23 protein-coding genes are annotated in these 25,771 nt (G+C 63.5%); 8 read left to right on the forward strand and 15 right to left on the reverse strand.

The annotated features are described in order from the left end of the window. Positions 1–6 precede the first annotated feature (6 nt). On the forward strand, positions 7–783 hold the full coding sequence (locus F4036_03750; protein ID MYK36856.1) for an SDR family oxidoreductase: 777 nt from the start codon (positions 7–9) through the stop codon (positions 781–783). Between the two features lie 26 nt (positions 784–809). On the opposite strand, the gene xylA is transcribed toward F4036_03750, so the two are convergent. Genes xylA through F4036_03765 form a run of 3 tightly spaced genes read right to left on the reverse strand, consistent with a single transcriptional unit; the run spans position 810 to position 4,577 of the window. Continuing rightward, the gene (gene xylA / locus F4036_03755; protein MYK36857.1) at positions 810–2,156 is read right to left on the reverse strand and encodes a xylose isomerase; all 1,347 of its coding nucleotides are present in this window, start codon (positions 2,154–2,156) and stop codon (positions 810–812) included. Between the two features lie 25 nt (positions 2,157–2,181). Then, positions 2,182–3,663, reverse strand: a complete 1,482-nt coding sequence (xylB, locus tag F4036_03760; GenBank protein MYK36858.1) for a xylulokinase — start codon at positions 3,661–3,663, stop codon at positions 2,182–2,184. A gap of 53 nt (positions 3,664–3,716) precedes the next feature. After that, positions 3,717–4,577, reverse strand: coding sequence for a fumarylacetoacetate hydrolase family protein (locus F4036_03765; protein ID MYK36859.1), 861 nt, complete (start codon positions 4,575–4,577; stop codon positions 3,717–3,719). Positions 4,578–4,746: 169 nt separating this feature from the next. Between F4036_03765 and F4036_03770 the strand changes: the two genes are divergently transcribed. Further along, positions 4,747–5,877, forward strand: coding sequence for an LLM class flavin-dependent oxidoreductase (locus F4036_03770; protein ID MYK36860.1), 1,131 nt, complete (start codon positions 4,747–4,749; stop codon positions 5,875–5,877). On the opposite strand, the gene F4036_03775 is transcribed toward F4036_03770, so the two are convergent. Next, positions 5,867–6,934, reverse strand: coding sequence for an Ldh family oxidoreductase (locus F4036_03775; protein ID MYK36861.1), 1,068 nt, complete (start codon positions 6,932–6,934; stop codon positions 5,867–5,869). The two genes, F4036_03770 and F4036_03775, sit on opposite strands and share 11 nt — an antisense overlap. Before the next feature lie 10 nt (positions 6,935–6,944). Continuing rightward, positions 6,945–7,745 (reverse strand): SDR family oxidoreductase, encoded by an 801-nt coding sequence (locus F4036_03780; GenBank protein ID MYK36862.1) that lies wholly within the window; start codon positions 7,743–7,745, stop codon positions 6,945–6,947. Between F4036_03780 and F4036_03785 the strand changes: the two genes are divergently transcribed. From F4036_03785 to F4036_03805, 5 genes are all read left to right on the forward strand, one after another. Beyond that, the gene (locus F4036_03785) at positions 7,678–8,976 is read left to right on the forward strand and encodes an aminotransferase class I/II-fold pyridoxal phosphate-dependent enzyme (protein ID MYK36863.1); all 1,299 of its coding nucleotides are present in this window, start codon (positions 7,678–7,680) and stop codon (positions 8,974–8,976) included. The genes F4036_03780 and F4036_03785 overlap by 68 nt on opposite strands. Positions 8,977–9,170: 194 nt before the next feature. Then, entirely contained in the window at positions 9,171–9,725 is a 555-nt protein-coding gene (locus F4036_03790; GenBank protein ID MYK36864.1) for a maleate cis-trans isomerase, read from the forward strand. A gap of 65 nt (positions 9,726–9,790) precedes the next feature. Beyond that, positions 9,791–10,666: a MerR family transcriptional regulator gene (locus tag F4036_03795; GenBank protein MYK36865.1), complete on the forward strand. Its 876-nt coding sequence runs from the start codon at positions 9,791–9,793 to the stop codon at positions 10,664–10,666. An 83-nt stretch (positions 10,667–10,749) separates the two neighbouring features. Continuing rightward, positions 10,750–11,949: an aminopeptidase P family protein gene (locus tag F4036_03800; protein MYK36866.1), complete on the forward strand. Its 1,200-nt coding sequence runs from the start codon at positions 10,750–10,752 to the stop codon at positions 11,947–11,949. Between the two features lie 2 nt (positions 11,950–11,951). After that, on the forward strand, positions 11,952–13,214 hold the full coding sequence (locus F4036_03805) for a M20 family metallo-hydrolase (GenBank protein ID MYK36867.1): 1,263 nt from the start codon (positions 11,952–11,954) through the stop codon (positions 13,212–13,214). Positions 13,215–13,587: 373 nt separating this feature from the next. On the opposite strand, the gene F4036_03810 is transcribed toward F4036_03805, so the two are convergent. Further along, complete coding sequence (locus F4036_03810) at positions 13,588–15,834, reverse strand: beta-glucosidase (GenBank protein MYK36868.1); 2,247 nt, start codon at positions 15,832–15,834, stop codon at positions 13,588–13,590. Further along, a complete protein-coding gene (locus F4036_03815; GenBank protein ID MYK36869.1) occupies positions 15,831–16,880 on the reverse strand; it encodes a galactose mutarotase in 1,050 nt (349 codons plus the stop codon). The genes F4036_03810 and F4036_03815 overlap by 4 nt, the downstream gene beginning before the upstream one ends. Positions 16,881–16,975: 95 nt before the next feature. Here F4036_03815 and F4036_03820 point away from each other — a divergent pair, with 95 nt between their 5' ends. Beyond that, positions 16,976–18,268 (forward strand): extracellular solute-binding protein, encoded by a 1,293-nt coding sequence (locus F4036_03820; GenBank protein MYK36870.1) that lies wholly within the window; start codon positions 16,976–16,978, stop codon positions 18,266–18,268. Between the two features lie 11 nt (positions 18,269–18,279). Here F4036_03820 and F4036_03825 read toward each other — a convergent pair whose 3' ends face one another. From F4036_03825 to F4036_03860, 8 genes are all read right to left on the reverse strand, one after another. Beyond that, the gene (locus F4036_03825) at positions 18,280–19,497 is read right to left on the reverse strand and encodes a pyridoxal phosphate-dependent aminotransferase (GenBank protein MYK36871.1); all 1,218 of its coding nucleotides are present in this window, start codon (positions 19,495–19,497) and stop codon (positions 18,280–18,282) included. Beyond that, complete coding sequence (locus F4036_03830) at positions 19,497–20,597, reverse strand: low specificity L-threonine aldolase (protein MYK36872.1); 1,101 nt, start codon at positions 20,595–20,597, stop codon at positions 19,497–19,499. The genes F4036_03825 and F4036_03830 overlap by 1 nt, the downstream gene beginning before the upstream one ends. An 80-nt stretch (positions 20,598–20,677) precedes the next feature. After that, on the reverse strand, positions 20,678–21,007 hold the full coding sequence (locus F4036_03835) for an L-rhamnose mutarotase (protein ID MYK36873.1): 330 nt from the start codon (positions 21,005–21,007) through the stop codon (positions 20,678–20,680). A gap of 12 nt (positions 21,008–21,019) precedes the next feature. After that, positions 21,020–22,114: a sn-glycerol-3-phosphate ABC transporter ATP-binding protein UgpC gene (gene ugpC, locus F4036_03840; protein ID MYK36874.1), complete on the reverse strand. Its 1,095-nt coding sequence runs from the start codon at positions 22,112–22,114 to the stop codon at positions 21,020–21,022. 32 nt (positions 22,115–22,146) lie between these two features. Next, on the reverse strand, positions 22,147–22,920 hold the full coding sequence (locus tag F4036_03845) for a maleate cis-trans isomerase (GenBank protein MYK36875.1): 774 nt from the start codon (positions 22,918–22,920) through the stop codon (positions 22,147–22,149). 18 nt (positions 22,921–22,938) lie between these two features. Further along, positions 22,939–23,946, reverse strand: coding sequence for a flavin reductase (locus tag F4036_03850; protein ID MYK36876.1), 1,008 nt, complete (start codon positions 23,944–23,946; stop codon positions 22,939–22,941). A gap of 3 nt (positions 23,947–23,949) precedes the next feature. Beyond that, on the reverse strand, positions 23,950–24,981 hold the full coding sequence (locus F4036_03855; GenBank protein MYK36877.1) for a hypothetical protein: 1,032 nt from the start codon (positions 24,979–24,981) through the stop codon (positions 23,950–23,952). A gap of 7 nt (positions 24,982–24,988) precedes the next feature. After that, entirely contained in the window at positions 24,989–25,768 is a 780-nt protein-coding gene (locus tag F4036_03860; GenBank protein MYK36878.1) for an SDR family oxidoreductase, read from the reverse strand. Between the last annotated feature and the right edge of the window lie 3 nt (positions 25,769–25,771).

The following is a 25,771-nucleotide window of genomic DNA, read 5'->3' on the forward strand; positions in this document are numbered from 1 at the left end:
GCTGATATGACGAGGAAACTGGAAAACCGGACTGCGGTCGTGACCGGCGGCGGCAGCGGAATCGGCAGGTGCGTCTCGGCCCGGCTGGCCACTGACGGCGCGCACGTCCTGGTGCTGGATATTGACCCTGACGCCGCCAGGCAGACCGTGGATGAAATTGCCGGGGCCGGCGGCAGTGCCGCTGCTCACAAGTGCGATGTTGCGGATCACAACGAGGTGGCGGACGTGATAGCGGCCATTCTCGACGATTCACAAATCGATATCCTGATCAACAACGCCGGGATCGCGCACGTCGGGAACCTGGAAAACACCAGCGAGGAGGACCTCGACCGGCTCTACAGCATCAACGTGAAAGGCATCTACAACTGCCTGGCCGCGATCGTTCCCGCGATGAAGGCACGCCGCAGCGGCGTCATCGTGAACCTGGCGTCGATCGCCTCCTGCGTGGGCATCGCCGACCGTTTCGCCTACTCCATGACCAAGGGCGCAGTGCTGACCATGACCTACTCCGTGGCCAGGGACTACATCGACCACGGTATCCGCTGCAACTGCGTCGCCCCCGCGCGGGTCCACACGCCGTTCGTGGACAATTTCCTGGACGAAAACTATCCGGACAACCGCGACGAAATCTTCGCGCAACTGGAAAAGAGCCAGCCGATCGGGCGCATGGGCACCCCCGAGGAGGTCGCCGTGCTGATAGCCTATCTTTGCTCCGACGATGCCTCCTTCATCACCGGCACCAATTTCCCCATCGACGGCGGCTTCATCACCCTCAACAACTAGGGCTTGTTAACGCTGCGCGACGTCGGTCAGCAGGCGGTCACGATGCAGTCGTTGATCAGGTTCTCGACGAGTTCCTGCTTGCCGCTTCTCTGACGTGGCTCTCCGTTCGCCGCGGCAATATCGCGCAGATCGCCCAGAGACAGTTCGCCGTCCTCGAAGCGCTTGCCGTCGCCCAAATCGAAACTCCGGTAACGGCCGTAGCGAAGCTCCGACATCCGTGGGTCCGCCAGAACCCTGTCGGCAACCAGAAGCCCCCGGGCAAATGCGTCCATGGCGCCGATATGCCCGATGAACATGTCTTCGAGGTCGGTGGATTCGCGGCGGACCTTGGCGTCGAAGTTCAGGCCACCGCTGCCCAGCCCTCCGTATTCAAGCACCACCATCATGGCGTGTACGCAGTCGTACAGGTCCATAGCGAACTGGTCCGTGTCCCATCCGTTCTGCGGATCGCCCCGGTTGGCGTCTATCGAGCCCAGCAGGCCCGCATCGGCGGCCATACGCAGGTCGTGCGCGAACGCGTGCCCCGCCAGCGTCGCATGGTTGGCCTCGACGTTGAGTTTGAAGTCGCCCGCGAGCCCGTGCTGGCGCAAGAAGCCGATCACCGTGAGGGCATCGAAGTCGTACTGGTGCTTCATCGGTTCCATGGGTTTGGGTTCGACCAGGAACGTGCCCTTGAACCCCACCGACCGGCCGTAATCGCGCGCCTTGGACAGAAACATCGCCATGTGTTCGAGTTCCCGCCTGGTGTCGGTGTTCTGCAGGCACGCATAGCCTTCGCGCCCGCCCCAGAACACGTAATTCTCTCCGCCCAGTTCCACGGTGGCGTCGATAGCGGCCTTTACCTGCGAGGCGGCATAGGCGACGACGGCGAAGTCCGGATTTGTGGATGCGCCGTTCATGTAGCGCGGATGCGAGAACACGTTCGCCGTCCCCCACAGCAGCTTCATGCCGGTTGCGTCCTGCCGCTCCCTGGCCATCCCCACCATCTGCTCAAGGTTCTTTTCCGAGTCGGCAACACTGCCACCTTCGGAAGCCAGGTCGAAGTCGTGAAAGCACCAGAACGGCACGTTGAGCTTGGTGAAGAATTCGAACGCCGCGTCCACCCGTTCGCGCGAACGATCCATCGGGTCTCCCTTTTCCGCCCAGGGATGGACGCGGGTACCCGGTCCGAACGGGTCTCCCCCGGTGGCGCAGAAGGTATGCCAATAACAGACCGCGAAGCGCAGGTGCTCTTCCATGGTCTTGCCGCCCACTGACCGGGACGGATCGTAGGTCTTGAACGCCAGTGGATTGTCCGATTCAGGGCCTTCGTATTGGATCCTGGCGATACCCGGGAAATATTCCCGATCGCCGATAAAGACGCTGCGGTTCATGTTCTTGCCCCCTTTGTCTGGCCTCCTAGGCGTAGATCGCGGTCATGGTCGCAACCGCGCGCCTGTATTCGCGGTAGCACTCCCTGTAAGTATTCACGGACGCGCTGCGCGGTTCGCAACTGCGGCTGTCGTCCTTTTCCAGATGGGCATCGACGAGATCCTCGATCGATGCGCCCGTTTCGATGAGCTGCACGGCCTGAAGCGCCGCCCCGAAGGCCGCGCCTTCGCCCTGCTTGAGCACCACGACCGGAGCTTCGCAGATGTCGGCAACAATCTGCCGCCACACAGTGCTTCTTGCCCCGCCGCCGGTCAGCACGATCTCTCCGATATCGACGCCCAGGCCCGCCAGTTCGTCGATACCGAATTTCAGCGCAAAGGTCGCACCTTCGACGGAGGACCGCAGCAGGTTCTCGGGCCGGGCGTTGCGGCTGTCGATCCCCACTATGCAGCCCTTGGCATCCGGCAGGTTGGGCGTTCGCTCGCCATTGAAAAAGGGCAGCGTGATGACGCCCCCCGCGCCCGGCTCGGCAGCAGCCACCCGTTCCTCAAATGCGGATATATCGGCGTTGAGCAGCGAGCGCATCAGCTCGGTGCTGACCGTGCAGTTCATGGTGCACAACAGCGGCAGCCAGCCCCCGGTTGAAGAACAGAACGCGGCGATATTGCCTTCGGGATCGACAACGGGCTGGTCGGCATAGGCATACACGGTGCCCGAGGTGCCAAGGCTCATCGTGAGCATTCCCGGGCGCACGTTGCCGGTGCCGATCGCTCCCATCATGTTGTCGCCGCCGCCGATCCCTACCGGAATCCCCGCGGGCAGGCCCAGCTCTTCGGCAATCTCCGTCCGGAGCGTGCCGATGGCTTCGTTGCCGATGCGCAGGGGCGGAAGGCAGTCGCTCAAGTCCCGGTCCGCATCGATGGCGCGCAGCATGCCTCGGGACCAATCCCTGCGGCGGACATCGAGAAAGCCGGTCCCCGAAGCATCGCCCATTTCCATACAGCGTTCGCCGGTCAAATGCAGGTTCAGGTAGTCGTGGGGCAATAGAATGCAGTCGAGTCGGTCATACAGTTGGGGTCTGGCCTTCTTCAGCCAACGCAGTTTGGATGCGGTGTAGCCCGGCGCAATCGGATTGCCGGCGCGCTCAATGCAGGCTTCGCGACCGCCGAAAGCCAGCATGATCTCCTCGCATTCCACCGCCGTGGACGTGTCGCACCACAGTTTCACGGGAGCCAGCACTGCGTCTGTTGCGTCCAGCGCCACAAAGCCGTGCTGCTGGCCCGAAACCGCGACGGCCGCCGCTCTCCCGCGGACCCCGGGATCGACTCGAAGGGACGCCTCGCGCAGCGCGTCCAGCCACCACTCCGCATGCTGTTCGGCCACACCTTCGCCGTCCTGGCGAAGATCGAGGAACGCGCTGGCGCTGCCGGCCACGCGCCGATTCACGAAGTCGTAGCAGACAACCTTGACGCTCTGGGTGCCGAGATCAATCCCAACCGCAACGGACATCAGTCAGACCTGCCTGTGCGCGAACCTGGCGTTTTCACCGCTCCCGAAGTCGATCAGTCGTCGACTACTCCAGCATGGGACACGAGCTCCTGGCGCTGTCGCCCCAGGCCTTCCACTCCCAGTTCCATGACGTCGCCCGGTTTGAGGTAGACGGGCGGATCGTGGCCGAGCCCGACGCCGGAGGGCGTGCCCGTCGAAATGATGTCGCCCGGATTCAGCGTCATGAACCGGCTGATGTAGCTGACCAGGTAGCGCACCCCGAATACCATCTTCGAAGTGTTGCTGTTCTGACAGCGCCTTCCGTTGACGTCCAGCCACAAGTCGAGGCGTTGCGGATCCGGCACTTCGTCCGCCGTCACGAGCCAGGGTCCGATCGGAGCGAATGTGTCACAACTCTTGCCCTTGACCCACTGCCCGTGCCGCTCCAACTGGAATTCCCGCTCGGAAACGTCGTTGACGACACAGTATCCGGCAACATGATCCAAGGCTTCGGCTTCTGCAATGTACGACGCCCTTGTGCCGATCACCACGCCGAGTTCCACTTCCCAGTCGGTCTTCGCGGAATCGCGCGGAATGACGACCGGGTCGTACGGCCCGCTGATCGCGCTGGTGGCCTTGAAGAAAATCACCGGCTCGTCCGCCACGGCACTGCCGCTCTCCTCGGCGTGCTCAACGTAGTTCCGACCGACGCAGACGATTTTTCCCACGTTGCCGACACAGGGCCCGATGCGCACGTCGCCGGATACGGTGGGAAACCCGCTCACGTCGCTGTCGGCAATCTTGGACAGGGATTCGGCGTTCAGGTTGGGGCCGTCCAGGTCGCCAATCACGGCCGACAGGTCCCGAATTACGCCGTTCTCATCCAACAGGCCCGGCCGCTCCGCGCCGGGCTCTCCAAATCTCAAGAGCTTCATCGCAGCTGTGTTGTTCCCCTCATCGTTCGCCTTCCCGAAGAAAAACAATGTTACCCCGGCAGGTAACGCGCACCGCCTCCGGCGCGCGTGTAAATTCCAACAAACTTGACAGAATACAGCAAGTTTAATACTCTCCCCCGGACATTTTGTCTTCCACGGTAAAGGTCCCATGAATCTTGGGCTGTTCTTCATGCCCCACCTGGCGCCGGAGCGCACCCCAAAGCAGGGTCAGGAGTTCATCCTCAGCACGATCGTCCGCGCCGACGAGCTCGGCTACTCCGAGGCCTGGATCGGCGAGCATTTTGCCTGCGGATGGGAGCCCGTGCCCGCGCCGGATCTGCTGATCGCGCAGGCCCTGGTGCAGACGAAACAGATCAAGCTGGCCCCCGGGGCACACGTACTGCCCTACCACCATCCGGTCGAGCTCGCGCACCGGATTGCCTACCTGGACCACCTCGCGCAGGGAAGGTACATGGTGGGCATCGGCGCCGGTTCCGTCCCCATGGACGCGGACCTGCTGGGCTCGGTCCGTTACGAGGAAGACGGCACGCCCACCATGCTGAATGCGCAAATGACGCAGGAAGCGCTGGACATCATGATCCGGCTGTGGACCGAGGACAAGGCCTTCGATTACAACGGCAAGTTCTGGCAATTCAAGCGCCGCGACTACGACGATTTCGAGAAGGGGCCGTTCCTCAAGCCGTTTCAGAAACCCCACCCCCCGCTGGGCATGGCGGGCATATCGGACAGTTCACGAACCCTGGCGCTGGCCGGCAAACTGGGCTTCCGGCCGATGAGCTTCTACATCGGCGCGGGCTATCTCGCGGGCCACTGGGACGCCTATGAAGCCGAGGCCACGAAGGCCGGACACAGCGTTTCGCGCGACGACTGGGCCGTATCGCCACCGTTTTTCGTTGCGGACACCGACGAGGAAGCGGTGGAGCTGGCCTCCACGGGAGAGGTGGCGCGTTTCTGGGAGGAGTACATGATCCCCGGCATTGTTCGGCGCGGCCTGGCCAAATATTCGAAGGCGGACCCCAGCCATACGGACGACATGATCACGCCGGAATATCTCGCGCGGCACATCTGGCTGGTGGGATCGCCGCAAACGGTGGCTGCGAAGACCGAGAAACTGATTCGCGAAACGGGCGGATTCGGAACCTTGATCGGCATGTGTTTCGACTTCATCGAACAGTACGACGCCTGGATCCACAATCTGGACCTCATGATCAATGAGGTTATGCCACGCCTGCAACGCGCCATGCCCGATCAGGGCTGCGCTGCAGGCCCTATGCAGTAAACGGCCTGAATCCCGCGGCCGCGGCGGCCGCGTTGAGCCGGGCAAGGCCCCCGGCGCTCAGTTCCACGCTGCCGGCATGCGACAGGCGGCTGTCGAATTCGGGATCTCCGGGAGCAAGAACTGCGTCCACGCCTTCGGCAAGCGGAACATCGGTGACCCAGCGAAGATAACGTTCGATACGCTCCGAGACCGATTCCAGATCCTGTCCCAGGCGCGTGGGGTCGAGAACGATCACCAGGAGATTATTCGCGATCAGGCCCGCGTCGTCGAGTTCCGCGATCGTCTCTCCACCGGCCAGCGCGGAAGACAGCAATTCAGCCACCAGGGCCAGCCCGTAACCCTTGTGATCGCCAAAGGGCAGCAGCGCCCCGGTGGGCTCTTCGAACATCACCGCAGGGTTCCGGGTTTCATTGCCGCGGTGGTCGAGAAGGGATCCTTCGGGCGCCGGGACGCCGCGGGTATGGGCCACGCGCGCCTTGCCCAGGGGAATGCGGCTGGTCGCGAAATCGAGCAGTATCGGCGGTTGGCCGACCCGCGGAATGCCGATGCAATGGGGATTGGTGCCGATCCTCGCCTGCGTGCCGCCAAAGGGAGCGACCAACGGGGCGCGCCCGTAAACATTGGCCCAGAACATGCTGATCATTCCGGCGTCCGCGGCGCGCTCCGCATAGTATCCGATACGGCCCATGTGGTGGGCGCGGATGACGTTGACGATGCCCACCCCGTATTGCGCGACCATGCCCACAGCGCGATCGACGGCCTCCAGCGCAACAATGTGTCCAAGCGCGAAGTTGGCGTCGATCACGGCAAACGGGGGATTGGCGGGACTGTCGGCCGGTTCGGCGCCGGGCCGGATCGCTCCCGCCCGGAACGAATCCACGTAGGTGCCCAGCATGCCGGTCCCGTGCGAAGGGTGCCCGGACTGATCCGCCACAACCAGGTGGTCGGCGACGATATCGCCCTCGCTGCGCTTCCAGCCCATGTGCACGAACAGGTCGGAGACGAATTGGCGCAGACTGTCGGCGCCCACCCGGACCGCGCTCCCGCTTGCGCCCATGACGGCGCAGTCAGTAATGGATCGCGGTCTTGGCGCCGCCCGCCGCGGCGATGACGTCGCCGTTGATGCATCGCGACAGCGGCGACGCGAGAAAGGCGACCACGCCGCCGATATCCTCGGGCGTGGGAAGATAGCCGTTGAGATTGCCCGAGGCGAGTCCTGCCTCGATTTCCTGTTCGGAACTCCCCTCTTCCGCGGCGCGCCGCGCAATCATTGCCGCCACCTTGTCGGTTTTGGTGTAACCGGGATGCACAACCGTTGCGGTGATTCCGCTGCCCCCAAGCTCCTCGGCCAGGTTCTTGGTCATTGCAACGACGGCCACGTTGCGGATGCTGCCCACCGTGTCGCCCGACTTTCTGGCCCCCATTCCGCTGATCGATATGATCCGCCCCCAACCCTTGCTGCGCATATGGGGCAGCAGCGCCTGCGCACAGCGCAGATAACCCATGACCTTGACGTTCATCTGCTCCATCAACTGATCCCTGGTGACTTCCCAGGCCAGCGGAGTGCGGCCCTGTCCGGCCGGCGCGGCCGCGCAATTGACGAGTATTTCGGCCGCTCCCAACCTCTCCATGACGTCTTCAGCCATCGCAAGCACCGAGGCCCCGTCCCCCGTGTCCGCCGGAGAGGCGATCACTTCGGACCCTGTCGCCGCGCTGATCTCATCGGCGGCCTTTTCCAGGGCCGCCCGGGTACGCGCCACCACCGCGACCCTTGCGCCTTCGCGGGCCAGCGACTCGGCAATGGCCCGTCCTATCCCCTGGCTGCCACCCGTGACAACGGCCACCTTGGCCGCAATTCCGAGATCCATAAATCCTTCTCCCAAGCTTCGGTCTGGCTCGGATTCTTACTGTAAACTAGTAATTTTGCAAGAAGCTTCGATGAAACCGCCTGCCCGGACCGTCGCCGAAATGCCCCAAAGCGGCATTCGGGAAATTGCCAATCTCGCCGCCCGGACGCCCGACTGCGTGCGTCTCGATCTCGGCGAACCGCACTTCCCCACGCCACCGCATATTGTCGAGGCTGCCTGCCAGGCGGCACGGGACGGATTTACAAAGTACACGCCGCCGGTCGGTCTGCTTTCCCTGCGCCAGGCAATCTCCGAAAAACTCCAGCGGGTAAATGGCCTGCATGTTCCTGCGGACCGGATCGTGGCGGTGAGCGGCGCCACCTCGGGGCTTTTTACGGCCTGCCTGTCGATTCTGGAGCACGGCGACGAGATTCTTCTGCCGGATCCCGCCTGGCCCAACTGGGAAATGATGGTCCTGTCGGCCGGAGGGACGATCCGTCATTACCCTGCTGATTCATCGAGGAACTTTCTGCCGGAACCCGGAGAACTTGATGCGTACGTGGGAGATCGGACCAGGGCCATCATCCTGAATTCCCCATCGAACCCGACGGGAGCGGTCATGAGCCCCGGCCTGGTTCGTGAAATGGTGGATTTCGCCCGCCGCCATGACCTCTGGGTCATTGCCGACGAGTGCTACGACGAGTTCGTCTTCGAAGAGGAACACGCGTGTGCGGCCCGGTTCGACGGCGATGGGCGTGTGATCAGTCTTTTCAGTTGCTCGAAGACCTACGCGATGACCGGCTGGCGCGTCGGCTACGTGGCCTGTCCCGAGGCCCTGATCGAAGTCATGGCGAAGCTCCAGCAGCCCGTAATCGGCTCGATCTGCTCCGTGGCCCAGAAGGCCGCCGAGGCCGCAATTCGGGGACCCCAGGACAGCATAGCGGTAATGCGCGACTACTACCGCGGCAACCGGGACCTCGCCGTGGACATGTTCGCGAATACCGGCATCAGGACCTGGTCGCCTGGCGGCGCGTTTTACATGATGGTGGATATTTCGTCCGCCAGCATGGATACCTACGATTTCGCCAAGCGCCTTGTGCGGTCACGGCAAGTCTCGGTGGCGCCCGGAGAAACCTTCGGCCCGGGCGGGCGCGGACTGGTGCGCCTGTCTCTCGCAACCTCCCGGGACAAGCTCGTGACCGGCCTTGAGCGGCTCATCGAAGCGATACGGGCGGATTCGCAAGCCGCTTGAGTATAGTGAACGCCGCACAAGGAGCCATGGCCCATGCGGAAGGCACCGCGCGGATTGCGGTGCTGGTGCCCTCGACCTTTCTCCTGGATGGGGAAATATGCGAAATGGCTGCCCGGCGGGGCGCGGAGGCGCATTTGTTCCGTGTCCACCCGGAGTCCGTCGCGGATCCGCGCGATTCGGACGCGGTGGCGCGGATGGTCGAGGACATGGGGTCGGTCGAATCGCTGTCGAAAGCGGCAGCGCAGACTGCCGATGTAGCGCCGCACGCCATCGTCTGGGCATGCACCTCCGGCTCTTTCCTGGGCGACGGAAATTTCGGAGAACGGCAAGCCAGGGTGCTCTCCGAATCCGGCGGAAACGTTCCCGCAACCACGACTTCACTTGCGCTCGTGGCGGCATTGAAGCGGTTAGCGGCCCGCAAGTTGCTTGTTCTCACTCCGTACCACGCGGACATCGGGGTCAAATTCGTCGATTTCTTGGAAAAAAGCGGCTTCCGCCCAGTGGGCCACGCTCATGCCGGCAAGGGCAGCGATGGTGAGGTAGGGACCTTGCGCCCGAAAGATTTTCTGGCCCTGGCGCGATCGGCCGGAACGCCGCCATTCGATGCGATCGTCATTCCGTGCACCGCTGTTCGCGATCGGCGGATGTCCGCGGAGCTTTCCCGGGAATTGCAACAGCCGGTCGTCACCGCCAACGCGGCAACCATGGACCTCGCGGTACAATTGGCGCGGGGAGAACACGGCGCGTAGGGGAAGGCTCCGGCACTCGTCATGCATTCGGGAAGGTACATTCGCCAAAGACGAGAACTGTCTGCATGAAGTTAGCAAAATCGGAATACGCGCTATCGATCGGCGAAGTGTCCAAACTGCTTCACGTCTCGCCGGGCATTCTGAGAATCTGGGAGCGTGAAGGCCTGATCACGCCCGAGAGAACGAAGGGCCGGCACCGGGTATACCGCCAGCAGCATGTGCGCCGCCTCCGGAAGGTCATCCGGCTCTATTACAACGAGCGCCTCAATCCGGCCGCGATCCGCCGCGAACTCGGCAGATCTCCCGAGCCTTCGGCCGAAGACAGCTATGTTGACGAGAAGCTGGGAGAAAAGCTCAGGATGCTGCGCAAGCAGCGCAAGATGACGCTGGTCCAGACCGCCGAATCCTCCGGACTGTCGCCGTCGTTCATCAGCGCCCTGGAGCGCGGCAACACCGGTGTTTCAATGGAGGCCCTGTTCCGCCTGGGCGAAGCGCTTCGGACCACGCTGCCGACGCTCAAGGGCGAAGAGCTCCCTCCAGCCAAGCGCCGCTTTGTACCCGCGGATAAACGTCCCCGATTCGTCACCCAGGACAAGTCCATCATCATCGAAGACATCATCTCGAAGCCGGCCGGCATGGAGGCGGAGATTTCACACATTGCACCCGGCGGGCACAGCAACGGTATCTGGTCGCACAAGGGCCAGGAATTCGTTTACGTGCTGTCCGGTCAGCTTTCGCTATGGCTGGAGCCGGATGAGGATTACGAGCTGAAGACCGGGGACACGCTCTATTTCCACAGCCACCTCATGCACCGCTGGAAGAACAACTCCGACGAAACGACGGTTGTGCTTTGGGTCAACGCCTTCCTTCCCGAGTATGCGCAGGTGCGCTCGGAATCGGAGGAAACCGGCCGGATTTCCGCGCCCGCGGACGAGGACTAAACCCTGTCCGCCGTGCGCCGGACTGCTCTGAACGGCATTTTGGTTTTCCAGTAAATCTACTGTACGATAGTAGATATGCCGCGATGCCCGCCGGGGCCGTCAACATGAACCACGAGCCGACAATGGAATTTCTGCCCGAACCGGCGTTTCCGGTGGCGGAGTTTGAAGGCAGGCTGGCCGCCCTGAACGAAAAGATCCTCTCCGGCGGCCTGGACGCGATGGTTATCCATATTCCGGAAAACATCAATTACATTTCTGGATGGCACACTCCAGGCTATTACTACCCGCAAATGCTGATCGTAAAGCCGGGATCCAGGCCCATCATCATCCTGCGCGCGCTCGAGGCCCTGGGATTGCCGGTACGATCCTGGTTCCGGCAAGACCAGTTGATGGCCTATCACGACAACGAGTCGCCTGTCGGCGAACTCGTCGAAGCGCTGAAGCGGCTTGAGCTCACCCGTTCCAGCGTCGGGCTGGAAACGCACGGCTGGTTCTTCACCGTTGACATGAATCGGGAGCTTGCGGACAGGCTGCCGAACATGAAGTTGGAGCCCAGCGGCTGGCTTGTGGAGTCGCTGAGGCGGAAGAAGTCCCCTGCCGAGATCGAGCAGATACGCAGGGCCTGCCGAATTGCGGAGATCGGTATCCGGGCGGGAATCGAAAATTTCCGGGCCGGCATGACGGAAGCCGAGCTGGCCGGCCACATACACCAGGCAATGGTGTCGTCCGGCTGCGAATACGTGGGATTGCCGATATTCGTCATGTCCGGACACCGGCAGCTCGCCCCACATTCCGTCTGGTCCAGCGAGAAGAGGATCGTGCCGGGCGAAAATATCTTTCTGGAGGTGGCCGGCTCGGTGAACCGGTACGCGGGCGCGTTGTTCCGGACCCTGGTGGTAGGCCCTCCAACGCAGCGTAATATCGAGAACATGGCGATTGCCGAAGCGATGCTCGACGCGGCGATGGCGGCGATCCGCCCCGGAACCACGTCCAACTGCGTCAACCAGGCGGTAAAGCGCATTGCCGACAGGAACGGGATCGTGCTGCGCAAACGCGCCGGGTATTCGATGGGCATTAATTTTGCGCCGGACTGGGGCGAGGGCAGTTTCCTCACGCTTCAGGACGGCGATCAGACCGTCCTGGAGCCGGGAATGGTGTTTCACTTGCCGCAGGCCGTGCGCCGTGCCGGCGAACCGCTGGTGGCGAGCAGCGAAACGGTTGTCGTAACGGAGTCGGGGTGCGGGCAGTTGACTCAATTCGCGCGCGGCCTGATCGAAGTCTGACGATGTTGCGGCCCGACGCTAATGCCGCCGCCGTAGGCAACGCCGTGGACCAGGACCGCCTCTGGGACCTGCTGATGCGCCTGGCCGAGATCGGGGCGCTCGAGAACGGCGGCGTCAATCGGCAGGCCCTGACGGAACTCGATACCGAAGCGAAAAATTTCGTCATTGAATGGGCCCGGGCGCGCGGCTTTTCCGCCTTTCAGGACGATGCAGCCAACCTGTTCGTTCGCATGCAGGGCGCCGCCGCGTCGCAGGACCCCCTTATCGTCGGCTCTCACCTGGACAGCCAGCCCACCGGCGGCAAGTTCGACGGGGCGTTCGGAGTGGTGGCGGGCCTCGAGGTGCTGGAATCGATCCGTCAACAGGGGCTGACACCAGAAAGACCGATCGAGGTCGCCGCCTGGACCAACGAAGAGGCCAGCCGGTTCCTGCCCGGAGCTACCGGCTCCAGCGCTTTTGCCGGCACCCGCGAACTGAGCGCGGTGCTTGACAACCGGACTGTCGACGGCGCCCGGGTGGGCGATGAACTGGCCGCCTCCATCGCGGCGACCCGGGCCGAACTGCGTCCGATCCACTCGGTGCGCCCGTGCGCGTCGCTTGAGATTCATATCGAGCAGGGCCCTGTCCTCGAACAGGCGGGCCTGCCCGTTGGCATCGTGAAAGGCATCCAGGGCGTGAGGAGGATACAGGTCGAGATACTCGGGGAAACGGCCCATGCCGGCACCACCCCCCATGCGCTGCGCAAGGACGCCCTGGATGGCGCCGCCCGGATCATGGTGAGCTTGCGGTCGCTGACGCAAGACGACGATGACATCCTGCGACTGACCTTCGGCAGGATCGACAGCTTTCCGAACTCGCCGGGCACCGTAACCGACAAGGTGCGCCTGACCATCGACCTGCGGCACCCCGAAAAGGCGGTAATGGACAAGGTGGAGGGATTGATCCAGGAAGTCGCCACGGCCCAGGCGCATCCCTGCCTTGCGGAAGTGAGAGTACTCTCGACAGTGGATCCGATAGCCTTCGATCCTTCAATCATCGGCCTGCTGGAGAACTGCGCAAACATGATGAACGCTTCCGGCCCGCTGATGCTCTCCGGCGCCGGCCACGACTCGCTGCACCTCGGCAGGATCTGCCCCACCGGAATGGTATTCGTCGCCTGCGAGGGCGGAATCAGCCACCACGAGGCCGAGAACGCAAAGCCGTTCGACCTGGCCCTGGGCACCCGCGTGCTGGCGGCAGCCGCATGGACACTGGCCAATCGCTGATTTCCGGGCTTATTTACCTCAGTAACGAACTCGCTTAGCGAAGAATTCTCTAAATCCCAATAAACTCCCCAAATCCGAACAAATACCTGAATGGCTCCTTGTTGTATAGTTCCAATATGAACAAAGAAATGATCACAATTGTCAGCACCGGGCTCGGGGTAACTGTGACACTTCTTATTGCAATCTGGATGACTTGGGCAGATACCAACCAAAGACTGGTATCTGTTGAGACCCGCTTAGCGAGAGTTGAGGGCCTCCTGATTGCTCGCGGCGAAATGCCGCCGCCTGTGTCTGAAAACGCGGGTTAACAAATCCAACCAAGACCAGGGCGTGTTAACGCTATGCGGCGCAGGTAGCCCACGCCGATACCCTTTCAGACGACGCTGAACTTTTCCTTGAGGCAAATGTCTTCGCTCGACGCGCCGACCTGAATCTCGTACGCACCGGCCTCGACCACCCGGTTAAGCGAGCGGTCGTGAAAGGCCAGCTCCCGGATTGGCAACCGGAACTTGACCGTAGTTTCCTCGCCGGCCTTCAGGTGCAAGCGGGCAAATCGCTTCAGTTCCTTAACCGGCCGTACGACGCTGGCGATTTCATCACGCACGTATAGCTGCGCCACTTCATCGCCATCGCGCATTCCGGCATTGCGCACCTCGAAGGCTATGCCGAGAGTTTCGTCGCGGCCGATCCGCTCCGCGCTCAGCCGCAGTCCACCGTAAACGAACTGCGTGTAACTCAGGCCATGCCCGAAGGGATAAAGCGGGCGGTTGGAACCGAAGATGTAGTCCCATTTGGAAGAAGCGGGGTGGCGGTTGTAGTGCACCGGGACCTGGCCCGTTTCGCGAGGCAGGGTGACCGGCAGTCGGCCCGCGGGATTGAGCGCGCCGAACAGCGCCCGGGCAATCGGCCCTCCCCCCTGCTTCCCGGGCAGCCAGCACCAGAGTATGGCCGCCGCATGCCTTTCGACATTTCCCAGCGCCAGCGGGCGGCCGTCCACAATCACCAGCACCACGGGTTTACCGGTAGCGGCAAGTTCACGGACGAGTTGCTCCTGCACCCCGGGAAGGCCCAACTCCGCGCGGTCCCGCCCTTCCCCGGAGGTATCGCCATGCTCCGAATAACCGCGCAATACGGGTTCGCTTCCCGAACGCCCGCCCACGGCCAGAACAACGGCATCGGAGCGCTCTGCGGCGCGTACGGCCGGCTCTATCCCGCTTGAGTCCTCGCCCCCGATGTCGCAACCCGGGGAGAAATTCAGCCTTATGCCAGGTCCGGCAACGTCCTCGAGACCCTTGAGAATGCTGGTCCCTTCGGACAGCCCCACCGGAACGCCATAGGCCGCTTCGAAGGCGTAGTCGCCCAGCAGATTGCGCACGCTGTGGGCATTCGGTCCGATAACGGCCAGCGAGGCCAGCTTCCCGCCCAATGGCAGCACCCCATCGTTCTTCAGCAATACCAGGGATTCGCCGGCTGCCCGCGCGGACAGCGAGCGATGGCTTGCGCTGTCGATGACCGACAGGTCCACTGACGGTTGCCGGGAGGGGGCAGCATCCAGCAAGCCCAGCCGTTCCTTCGCGGCAAGCACGCGCATTGCGGCGCGATCGATCAATTCCACGCTTACCCGGCCCGACTTCACCGCGGACGCAAGCGGTTCCCCGAAACAGTCGGCCGCAGGCAGCTCCACATCGATTCCGGCCTCCAGCGCCTGGCGCGCCGCCTCGGCCTTGTCCACGGCCGTGAAATGCATGCGCCGCAGCTGGTCCACGGCCTCGTAGTCCGAAACGACGATTCCGCCGAATCCCCACTCCTCACGCAGTATCGACGTCAGAAGCTCGGCGGAACCCGCGCAGGGGATGCCGTCGATGTCGTGGTAGGCGTTCATCACCGAAAGCACTTCCGTTTCCTTCACGACCCTTTCGAAGGGAACCATGAAACAGTCCCGTAGCTCGCGGGGCCCGGCGGACACGGGCGCCTCGTTGCGGCCGCCCTCCGACGAGCCGTGGGCCACGAAATGCTTCAGCGTGGCGCCGATGCCGGTGCGCAGGTCGTCGCCCTGCAAGCCCCGAACGGCAGCCAGTCCCATGCAAGCGGCCAGATACGGGTCCTCGCCGAAAGTCTCTTCGCAGCGGCCCCATCGCGGGTCGCGTACCAGGTCGAGCACCGGTCCGAGGGCCTGGTGCGTTCCCACGGCCCGCATTTCCTTGCGGATGGCCGCGCCGATTCGCTCCACCAGGTCCGGATTCCAGGCGCTTGCCAGGCCTATGGCCTGAGGGAAGGACGTGGTCCCCCGCGCCTGAAAGCCGCACAGGCACTCCTCGTGAAGAATTGCCGGCACACCCAGCCGCGTGTTGTGCCGGAGATAGTCCTGTATCGCATCGGCGACGGCGGCGGCCTCACGGACCGGCAGTCCGCTGACTCCGGCCACGCGCGAAACCTGTCCGATGCCTTCGGCAAGGTGCTGGCCGGCTTTTTCTTCCGAGAACCTTCCGTCCTCAAGAAGGTCCGTTACCCAAACCGCGCACAACTGGGCGATCTTCTCCGCAAGGGTCATGCGTGCCAGCAATTCGGCACACCGAGCCGATTCGGCTGTCGACGGTGGTGTTCGGTCCCGGCCGCTCATGGCCGGCGCCCGCCGGCAACGCCGAACCGGTAGACGATTTCCGAACGATAGGGCTCGCCGGGTTCCAGGACACAGTTCGGAAAACCCGCGCGGTTCGGCGCCGCGGGAAAGTTCTGCGCTTCCAGACAGAAACCGTGGTGCCGTTCGATTGCAATGCCTTGCTTGCCTATTCCCGCGTCATCCAGGTGATTGCCGGTGTAGAAATGCACCCCCGGCTGGTTAGAAAACAGTTGCATTGTCCTGCCTGACTTGGGTTCCGTAACCATCGCCACTGCGTTGAGCGTGCCCGCATCATGCGAATCCACGGCGAAATTGTGGTCGAATCCCGACCCGAACCTCAGTTGCTCGTCGTCCTGAAACATAGCCTCTCCGATACGCCGCGCACTGCGAAAGTCCATGGGCGTGCTCCGAACGCTGCGGAATTCGCCGGTAGGAATCAGTTGCTCGTCAACCGGGGTGAAACGGCTGGCGCGCAATTCAAGTCGGTGATCGGTGATCGGCCCTGCGTGCACGCCGGCCAGATTGAAGTACATGTGGCTGCTCAGGTTTACGACGGTGGTCTTGTCCGAGACCGCGGTCAGTTCGATGACCAGCGCGGTATCTTCTTCGATCGCATACTTTGCCTGAATCTCCAGGGTCCCCGGAAAACCGCCCTCCCCGTCCGCCGAAACGCGGGACAGAACAAGACTGTGTTTGTCGTGATCCACAATATTCCAGACCCGGCCATGAAAGCCCGGGCTGCCTCCATGCAGGCAATGACGGCCTTCGTTCGGATCCAGCTCGTAGCTGACTCCCCTGAGTTCGAACCGCGAATTTTCTATGCGATTCGAGTATCGCCCGATCAGGGCGCCCAGGTAGTGCTCCGGATTGGACAGGTACCCCTCCAGATTTGCATAACCAAGGACAACGTCCGCAATGGCGCCTTGCCGATCAGGCGCCATCAACGCCACGACCCGGCCCCCGAAGTTGGTGATCGCGGCCCGAATTCCGTGTCGGTCTCCAATTTCGAACAGCGCCACCCCGCCATCGTGCGCTCGTCTTGTCATGAGCGAGCTACTTTACTGGACACTGCTACCATGACGGATATGAAGTCCGGAAACTTCCGCGGCGGTAACGCGGCGCAGGCCGCAGGACTGCCGGCTTGATCCGTAAACCCTGGATCGCCATCGTTTTCTGCGCCCTGGTCGCGGTTGCGGGATGGTCGAGCCTCAACCTCGACAAGCGTTCGCCGAATGCGGATGGCGCCACCACGGTCCACTGGGTGTTCGCCGAGCGAAACCCCAGGATCATCGCCTTCTACGATGAGGTCATCGCTGATTTCGAGGCCAGCAATCCGGGCGTGGAGGTCAAATACCGTTATCTCGCCCGGATGAGCCAGCGGCTGCCAACCCTGATCGCATCGCCCACCAAGCCGGACATCCTGTTCACTCAGGGCGCCGGCCTCCTGCGGCAGCTCTACGATATCGGGGCGGTTCGCGACTTGAGCGCCGAGATGCTGCGCGACGGTTGGTCCGACAGCTTCGTGCCCGCCGCGCTGGACAACTTCACCTACGACGGCGCCATCATCGGCGTGCCGCACCACATCACCAAGGTGGACTTCTATTACAACAAGGACCTGTTCCGGCAAGCGGGAATCGACGCCGGTTCGGTGGAAACATGGGACGATTTTCTCCAGGCGGTTGCCGCCCTGCGGGCGTTCGGCGTGACACCGATCGCGGCGGGTCCGGCGGACCCCTGGACCGTGGGGTCGTATTTCGGACTGGCCGCCACGCGCGTATGCGGGAAAGAGGCGTTTCGGCACGCAATGCAGGGCCGGGGCCAGGGTTTTCTGATGCCCTGCATGATCGAGGCCGCGGGAATGGTCAGGCAGCTGGCGGAGGTGGATTCCTTTCAGCAGGGATTCGCGGCATCCAAGTATCCCAAGGCGACCGGCCTGTTCGGGGACGGCAGGGCCGCAATGGTTATGGCCTACAGCGCCACCACGCCGAGCGAACAGCAAAAGAACGCCTCTGACGGCATCGGTCTTGCAACCGGGACGATCGGTTTCTTTTCCATGCCTGTAGTGCCCGGCACGCCCGGCAGCAGAACGGACATCTATGGTGCGGTAGGCGGCTGGGCGCTCACCACGGGGTCGTCCGATGCAGCCCTTGAATTCCTGAGGTTCCTCACGAACCGGTCCAACCAGCAGAGGCTCGCCGAACTCGGCCTGAATATTCCGGTGCATGTGGCCGCGGGAAGCAGTGTCACCGATCCGATGTTGCGGGCCGCTGCAAACGAAGTCAGCCAATCGGGATGGTTTCAGACGTTTATCGAAAACGCCATGCCGGCGGCGGTCGGTCAGACCATGCACGATGTAACGGTTGACCTGCTCAACAGCCGCATTGAACCCGAAGAGGCGATGAGAAGACTGCAGGCGGTTGCGGAACTGGGATAGCCTGGGGCCTGTTAACATGGCGCAAGTGCGGCCGTCGCCGCCGCAATACGGCGGCAGCCTTCCACGAGGTCTTCCTCCGCGTAGGCGTAGGACAGGCGGAAGTGACCTCCCAGCCCAAAGGTGTTGCCGGGGACGATGGCTACCCTGGCGGAATCGAGTATGTAGCCGCAGTAGTCCGAATCGTCGGCAATGGTCGTCCTGTCCGGCGCTCTCAGCCCGTACGTCGCCCGGCAATCCGGAAATACGTAAAAGGCGCCGCCCGGTACGCGGCACGACACCGCTTCAATGGCGTTGATCGCGCTCACCACCAGGTCCCGGCGGCGGCGAAAGGATTCACAACGCTCCCCGAGCAACTCCTGCGGGCCGGAGAGCGCCGCACAGGCCGCGATCTGGGACACGACGGATGCGGGAGAAGTCGACTGGCCCTGCACTGCCACCATCGCGCGGATCAGCTCCACAGGCCCGATTCCCCATCCGATGCGCCACCCGATCATGGCGTAGGATTTCGATACGCCGTTGACGATCAGCGTCCGGTCCGCCAAGTCCGGCGCCGCCACGCGGAACGAGCAGAAAGGCTCGTAGGAAATATGCTGGTAAATCTCGTCGGCCATCACCCAAACCTGCGCAAATTCCCGCAGGACTTCCGCGAGGGCTTCGAGTTCGGCGCGCGAGTACACCTTTCCCGACGGATTGCCCGGCGAGTTCAGCACCAGCCACCTCGTCTTCGGCGTAATGGCGCTGCGCAGGCGTCCCGGCGTGAGCGTCAGTTCCGCGCCGCAATCCACCCGCACCGCTTTCCCGCCCACCAGCCCGACAATGTCCGCGTAGTTTGTCCAGTACGGAGCCGGCAGGATGACCTCGTCGCCCGGATCCAGCGTTGCCAGAAACGCATTGAACAGGACCTGTTTTGCACCGGTGGAGACGATCACTTCCGCCGGGTCCGCCGAGAATCCGGTTTGCGCCCCGGCATCGTCGCAGATGGCCTGGCGCAGTTCAGGCAGCCCCTGTGTGGGCGGATAGCGGATAGCGCCCTGCCTCATGGCGGCGCAGGTCTGCTCGATTACATGCGGCGGCGTCGGAAAATCGGGCTCTCCGGTGCCGAAACTGAGCACGTCCTCGCCCGCGGCCCTCATGGCCCTGGCCTTCTCGGAAATGCGCACGATTTCCGAAAGCTCAAGCGAGCCTGCCCTCGCCGAGCGTCGAAACGTTGCTGAAGCCGCGCGCGCCATCATTCGCCGCTACGGGTTGCGTTCGCTTCGCCACCGCCGAATTCCCGGCAAACCTTCTCGAACGCGCCGATTCGGGCTTCTCCGTCGCAATAGGACGTCACGATGCGGAACAGATTGCCCTTGGCGTCGGGCCAATCGCGCAAGTGAATGCTCTCGGACTTCAATCGGCGCTGGAAATCTGCAGGCAGGCGGGGAAAAAGCTCGTTCGCCTGTACCGGATCGTTCAGTTCGACGCCCTTTACCGATGCCAGGGCCGCCGCCAGCCGCTCCGCGTTGGCGTTCGCGGCCCGCGCATTGGCGACCCACAAGCCGTCTTCCAGGTAGGCCAGCAACTGTGCCGACATGAAGCGCATCTTCGAGTGCAGGAAGCCGGCGCGCTTGTGTATGAACCGCGCCTTTTCCGCCAGTTCCGCGTCGAACAGCACGACCGCGTCCGCGTTCATCGTGCCGTTCTTGGTCGCCCCGAACGACACCGCATCCACACCCGCCTTCCAGGACATTTCCGCCGGCGTGGCATCCAGGCTCACCATGGCGTTGGCGAACCGCGCGCCATCCATGTGGACCTTCAATCCGGCCGCATGCGCCAGGCCGCTGATCGCCGCGATTTCCTCAAGCGCATATAGGGTGCCGCGTTCCGTGGCCTGCGTAAGGCTGACCGCCGCCGGCAGGAGCTGATGCACGGTACGCCGGGCGTGGCCATGCAGCGCGGACTCGAACGTGGATGCCGCCAGCTTGTTGTGCGGGCCCTCAAGCAACGCCAGCCGGGCCCCCAGTGTGAAGAACTCCGGGGCGCCGCATTCCGTGGTGACGATGTGCGCATTGCAGTGCGCGAAGATCAATCCGTGCGGCGGCGCCAACGCGCCCAGGGCGAGGCCGTTCGCCGCGGTACCGGTCGGTACCGGGAACACGAAACACGCGCGTTCGAATACGTCTGAAAACGCGGAATCGATGCGCCGCGTAAATCGTTCCATTCCGTACGGCGGCACGAAGCCCCGGTTGCAGGCGACCAGGGCCTCGAGGATCCGCGGGTGGACGCCGGCAGCATTGTCGGAATAGAAATCGAACCCCTCCGAAGCGGAGGCGTCGTCCTGCTTGAGCAAGTCCGCGAGCACGTCAGGGCCTGTCAACACGATGCGCTGCCGCCCTGTTGCGTCGGTCTGCCGGCGCCGGGGAAGCGGCCTCAATCACAGTGAAATACCTCCTCCATGGCCGCCCACCACTCGCCTTCCGCGCGGGTTTCCAGCCCTTCCTGGCAGGGATCGGTGAGTTTCCACCAGCGCCGGGTTTCCTCGTCGCGGTCCATTCTGGCCATGTCCGCCTCGAAATCGTTCCCGTGATACTCGAAGTACCCGAACAGCAGGTTTTCCGGTTCGCGCAGGAAGATGCTGTAGTTGCGAATGTTGCATTGCCGGATCCTCTCCAGCACCCCGGGCCAGGCGTTGGCGTGAAGCGCCTTGTACTCGGCGATTTTCTCCGGCCGTATGCGGATGATCCATCCCATTCGCTGCATGCTCTGCTTCCTCTAGATCCTGTTGCCGGTGGCGGCGTCGAACAGGTGGATCCGCCGCGGCGCCACATGGATCCGATCGCCGCGCCTGAACCTTGCGGAGCTTCGCGTCATTGACGATCCGGCAGTCCCGGGCAGCGGGTCCCGATAGCTCGCGTTGAACGTTTGTCCGCCGAACCGCAGATCGAGGAAGACCTCGGCCCCGGTGATTTCGGCGCCCGCCACCGTGGCGCCGATCCCTTCGCCGCCATCGTCCACGAACTCGAAATGCTTCGGCCGGATACCCAGCGTGACCTCCCGGCCGCTGTGCCGACCGGCCCAGGCCGGAAGCGGGATCCTGCCGTTGGCGCCGGACACGAAGCAGTTACCGTCGATTCGGCCTTCGAATATATTCATTCCCTGCGTGCCGATGAATTGGGCGACGAACAGGTTGGCGGGCCGGTCATAGAGTTCCATCGGCTCCCCGATCTGCTCCGTGCGGCCTTCGTTGAGCACCAGGATCCGGTCGGCCATAGTCATGGCTTCCAGTTGATCATGCGTTACGTAAACCGTCGTGTTGCCGATCTCGCGGTGCAGCTCGCGCAATTCCGTCCTCATCTGACCGCGCAACTTGGCGTCCAGATTGGAAAGCGGCTCGTCGAACAGAAAGATCGCCGGGTTGCGCACGATCGCCCGGCCCATGGCCACCCGTTGGCACTGCCCTCCGGACAATTGACGCGGCAACCGGTCGAGGTAATCGGAGAGGCCGAGCAGTTCGGCGGCGCGCCCCACTTTCTCGTCGATCTCCTGCTGGCCGGCCCGCCTCATCCTGAGCGAAAAGGCCATGTTTTCCGCCACGCTGAGGTGCGGGTACAGCGCGTACGACTGGAATACCATCGCGACGTCCCGCTCCTTGGGCGGAACATCGTTGACGACCCGGTCATTGATGCTGATTTCGCCGCTGGTTACCGGTTCCAGCCCGGCAATCATCCGCAGCAGTGTGGACTTGCCGCAACCGGACGGTCCCACAAGCACCAGAAAGGTGCCCCTGGGCACCGACACGGTTACGTCCCGGATGACTTCAACTTCATCATAGGACTTGCAGACGTTCTTCAGCGTCAGACTGGCCAAGCGGGTCCCTCTCTCATGCGTCCCGGAAACACTCAGGTCAGCGCGAACAGCCGGCCGTAGTCGGCGGTCCGCACGCGGGCCCCGGCCAGCCTGATCGCTTCCCATATTGTGACCTGATTGGCCGTGAGTACGGGCAGGTCGAGTTCGGCCTCCAGCCGTCGCATGACCTCGAAGGCCGCCATGGCCGTATCCGGTATCAGCAGGGCCTCGGCGCCGGAGCAGTCCATCGACAGCGCCTTTTCAATCAGCAGGTCCGGCCCAAGGTCGAAAGCGTCCTCCCCTCTTTCCGTGTCCAGGTGAATGGCGTCGCCCACCGCGATCCCGGCTTCGCCCAGAAAACCGCGAAAGGCTTCGGTGACTTCCGCCGGATAGCTGGCGAGAACCGCCACACGGCGTATGCCCAGGGCCCGGATGGCCCCGGCATAGGCCAGCGCGGTGCTGCTGACCGGAGCGCCCAGGATCTCGGCAAGCCCTGCAGCCTGGTCTTTCGACCACTGCATCCCGCCGATAAAGCTGGCGCTGGTTGTGGCCCAGATCGCTGCATGAACGCGTAGTGGCTTCATCGAACGCGTCGGGTAACTCAGGTTCTCGATCGATCCGATCGCGTAGAGAGGATCGGGATAGTGGGTCTTGTCACCTCCGTACGCATGCATGCCGCCGATCAGGTAGCACAACAGGTTGTGGTTGAAATATTCCGCGAAGTGGTAGTACTCGAAGGCGCTTCCGCCGCGGGGATACAGGAAACCCAGTCGCGGCCGCTCCGCCATCGGCACGGCCGTGTTCGGCGTTATCACGTCCGTATACATCGCCCTGCGGTTCCTGCGTCAGCCCAACTGACGTTCCGCGTCCTCCTTCGAGTACGAACGCAGGTTGTCGACGATGGGCGCGATATGGCCTCCTTCTCCGGTCTCGGCGAAAAGGCCGAACCGGCCCTGCGAGCGCTCCTGGAAATATCGTTTTAGCGTCATCCGGGTCTGGTAGTCCAGCAGGTCCTCCCACGGCGTCGCGCCAGCGTCGAAAAACCTCCAGTTTTCCCGGTCCGCCAGGTCCGGCTTTGCCGACAGCTCGCCGCGGTACAACAGCAGCGTGCATTCCCGGTGCCGTATTTCGTCAACGGAATACAGGAAACTGATGGTCGTGGGGGCGCCTGCTTCGGCCAGCCGTTCGCGCAGGCCCCCGAGGGGCAGCCCGCCCGCATCGCCAGGCGCCTCGGGAAACGACCACTTGCCGCCCTCCCCGGCACGGCACAGCAAAACGCGGCCGCCGTGGTCCACGATCACGCTGAATACGGTCTGCCCGCGCGTCTGGGACGCGCTCTGCTCGTCCGAAACATTGAAGAAACCGCCGCGGAAATAGCCCAGCGGCAACGCGGAGCCCTCGGCCATACCCACCACCTTGCCGATCACCACGTCATGATCACCGGCGGCCACGATGTCGCTGAGCCTGCAATCCAGCCACGCGACCGAATCGGCGAAGATGGGCGCGCCCGTGGCCGCGCGTTGGGTCTGAACGCCATCGAACTTGTCCGCGGCGTTGGTCGCGAAGCGTATCGACAGCTCCCTTTGCGCTTCGCTGGCGATATTCACGGCAAACACCTCGCTTTGCCTGAGCGCGGCCAGGCTTCTCGACCGGCGCTCAACACAAACCAGCACCAGCGGCGGCGCCAGCGATACCGAGGTGAAGCTGTTGGCCGTCAGGCCGTGCAGACACCCTTGCGAATCCAGGGTCGTGACAATCGTGACGCCCGTGGCGAAACTGCCGACGACTCTGCGGAAGAACGCGGGATCGACCGATGCGTGACCGGCGGCCCCCGTCAACGCCCGGTCCCCCATATTTCAGGCGCCCGGCCCGATGGCATTGCGCAGGTCCACCGTGCGCGCGGGCGTCTTTCCGGCAAGAAATTCGCGCACGTTTTCAATGGCGAATTCAATCATGCGCTCGCGCATTCCCAGCACGTTCGAGGCCATGTCGGGGGTGCCCACCACGCGCGGCAGCCGGTGCACCGCCAGCCGCGAAGGAACGTTGTAGTGATAGCCCGCGGGAGACGCGTCGGCATAGTCCCACCACACGTCGGCGGCAAAACCGCCCAGGTCGCCCCGGGTCAGGGCCTGGTGGACCGCCGACTCGTTGACCACCATGCCGCGGCCCACGTTCACCAGCAGGGCGCCGGGCTTCAGGACCGCAAACTGCTCATGCCCCATCAACCCGCGGGTCCGGGGAGTGAGGGGCAGAGCCAGGATTACGGCATCGGCCGCTTCCAGTACGGAATTGAGCCTGTCGGCGCCCACGAGTTCGTCCACGGCGTCCACCTGCCGGGAAACATCGCGCCTGACGCCGACGGTCTTCATCCCGAAGGCGCGGCACCTTGCGGCAATAAGTGTCCCGATACGCCCCAAACCGACGATCGCGGCGACCTTCCCGGCAAGCTGAACGCTGGCCGTATCCGGCGTCAGATCGATCCAGTCGACGCGCCGCACCGACCGGTCGTGCTCCGCGATTCGTTTGGCGAGCGCCAGCAGCAGCGCCATGGCATGCTCGGCAACCGCCACGGAATTGACGCCGCCGGCGTTGGCGAGCGTCACTCCGCGCTTGAGAAAAAGCGCGAGGTCGTAGCGGTCGTAACCGGTATGGGCGGACGAGACCAGCTTCAGCTTGCGGGCCTCGACGAAGACCTGGCGGGGAAAGTTCCAGCCGACGATGATTTCAGCCTCGCGCCCCAGGCGGACCAGTTCCGCCGGGTCCGCGTCGTAGTCGCCCTGGTCCGGCGAATGTTCGGGCACCAGGAATTCACAGCCGGACGGAGCCAGCGTGCGGATCCACTCCAGCTGCTCCGCGGCCTTCTGCCAACCCAGCAGGATCGCTGTCATCCTGTTCCTACCACGCAAGCGCTCCGCCGTCCACTGGAATCACCGCTCCAGTCACGTAGCTTCCCGCATCCGAAGCGAGAAACAGCGCCGCGCCCACGATCTCGTGCAATTCGCCCGCGCGTCCCCGGGGCAGCATCTTCATGAAGTCCGCGTTCACGTCCGGCTCCTTCTCGGTCTCGGCCCGAATGGTCTCCGTCATGAACAGCCCGGGCGCGATGGAATTGACCCGCACGCCGTGCGGCCCCCACTCCACGCCCAGGCTCTTGGCGATCTGAATTTCCATGGCCTTGCTCACCTGGTAGCCGACGCTGCCCGGCTTGCCCACCATACCCCCGATCGACGAAAGATTGACGATGGCGCCGCCGTTGTCCTGCTCCAGCATCACCCGCCCCACCGCCTGGGTGCAGAGAAAGGTTCCGCCGGCGTTCACGCTGATCACCTCGTCCCAAAGCTCCATCGGATAGCTCACGGCGGGCGACCGTCCGCCTATCCCCGCGCAGTGAATCAGCGCGTCGATGCGCCCCGACACGCTTAGCGCGGCGCTTACCAGGGCATCCACCTGCCCGGGAACGGACACGTCCGTGGGACAGGGCAGAACGCTGGCGGCCGCTGGACTGAGCTCCTCGGCAACCTTGCGCAGGCCGGGGGCGTTCTTGTCCGCGATGACCACATTGGCGCCGAAGTCCGCCAGGGCCAGGGAAATTTCCCTGCCTAGCCCGCTCGCCGCGCCAGTCACGACGACCGTCTTGCCGCCAAAGTCGAAAAGCGTCCTGTACCTGCCGTTCATGCC

Source organism: Gammaproteobacteria bacterium (genome assembly GCA_009845905.1).
GTDB lineage: Bacteria > Pseudomonadota > Gammaproteobacteria > Steroidobacterales > Foliamicaceae > Foliamicus.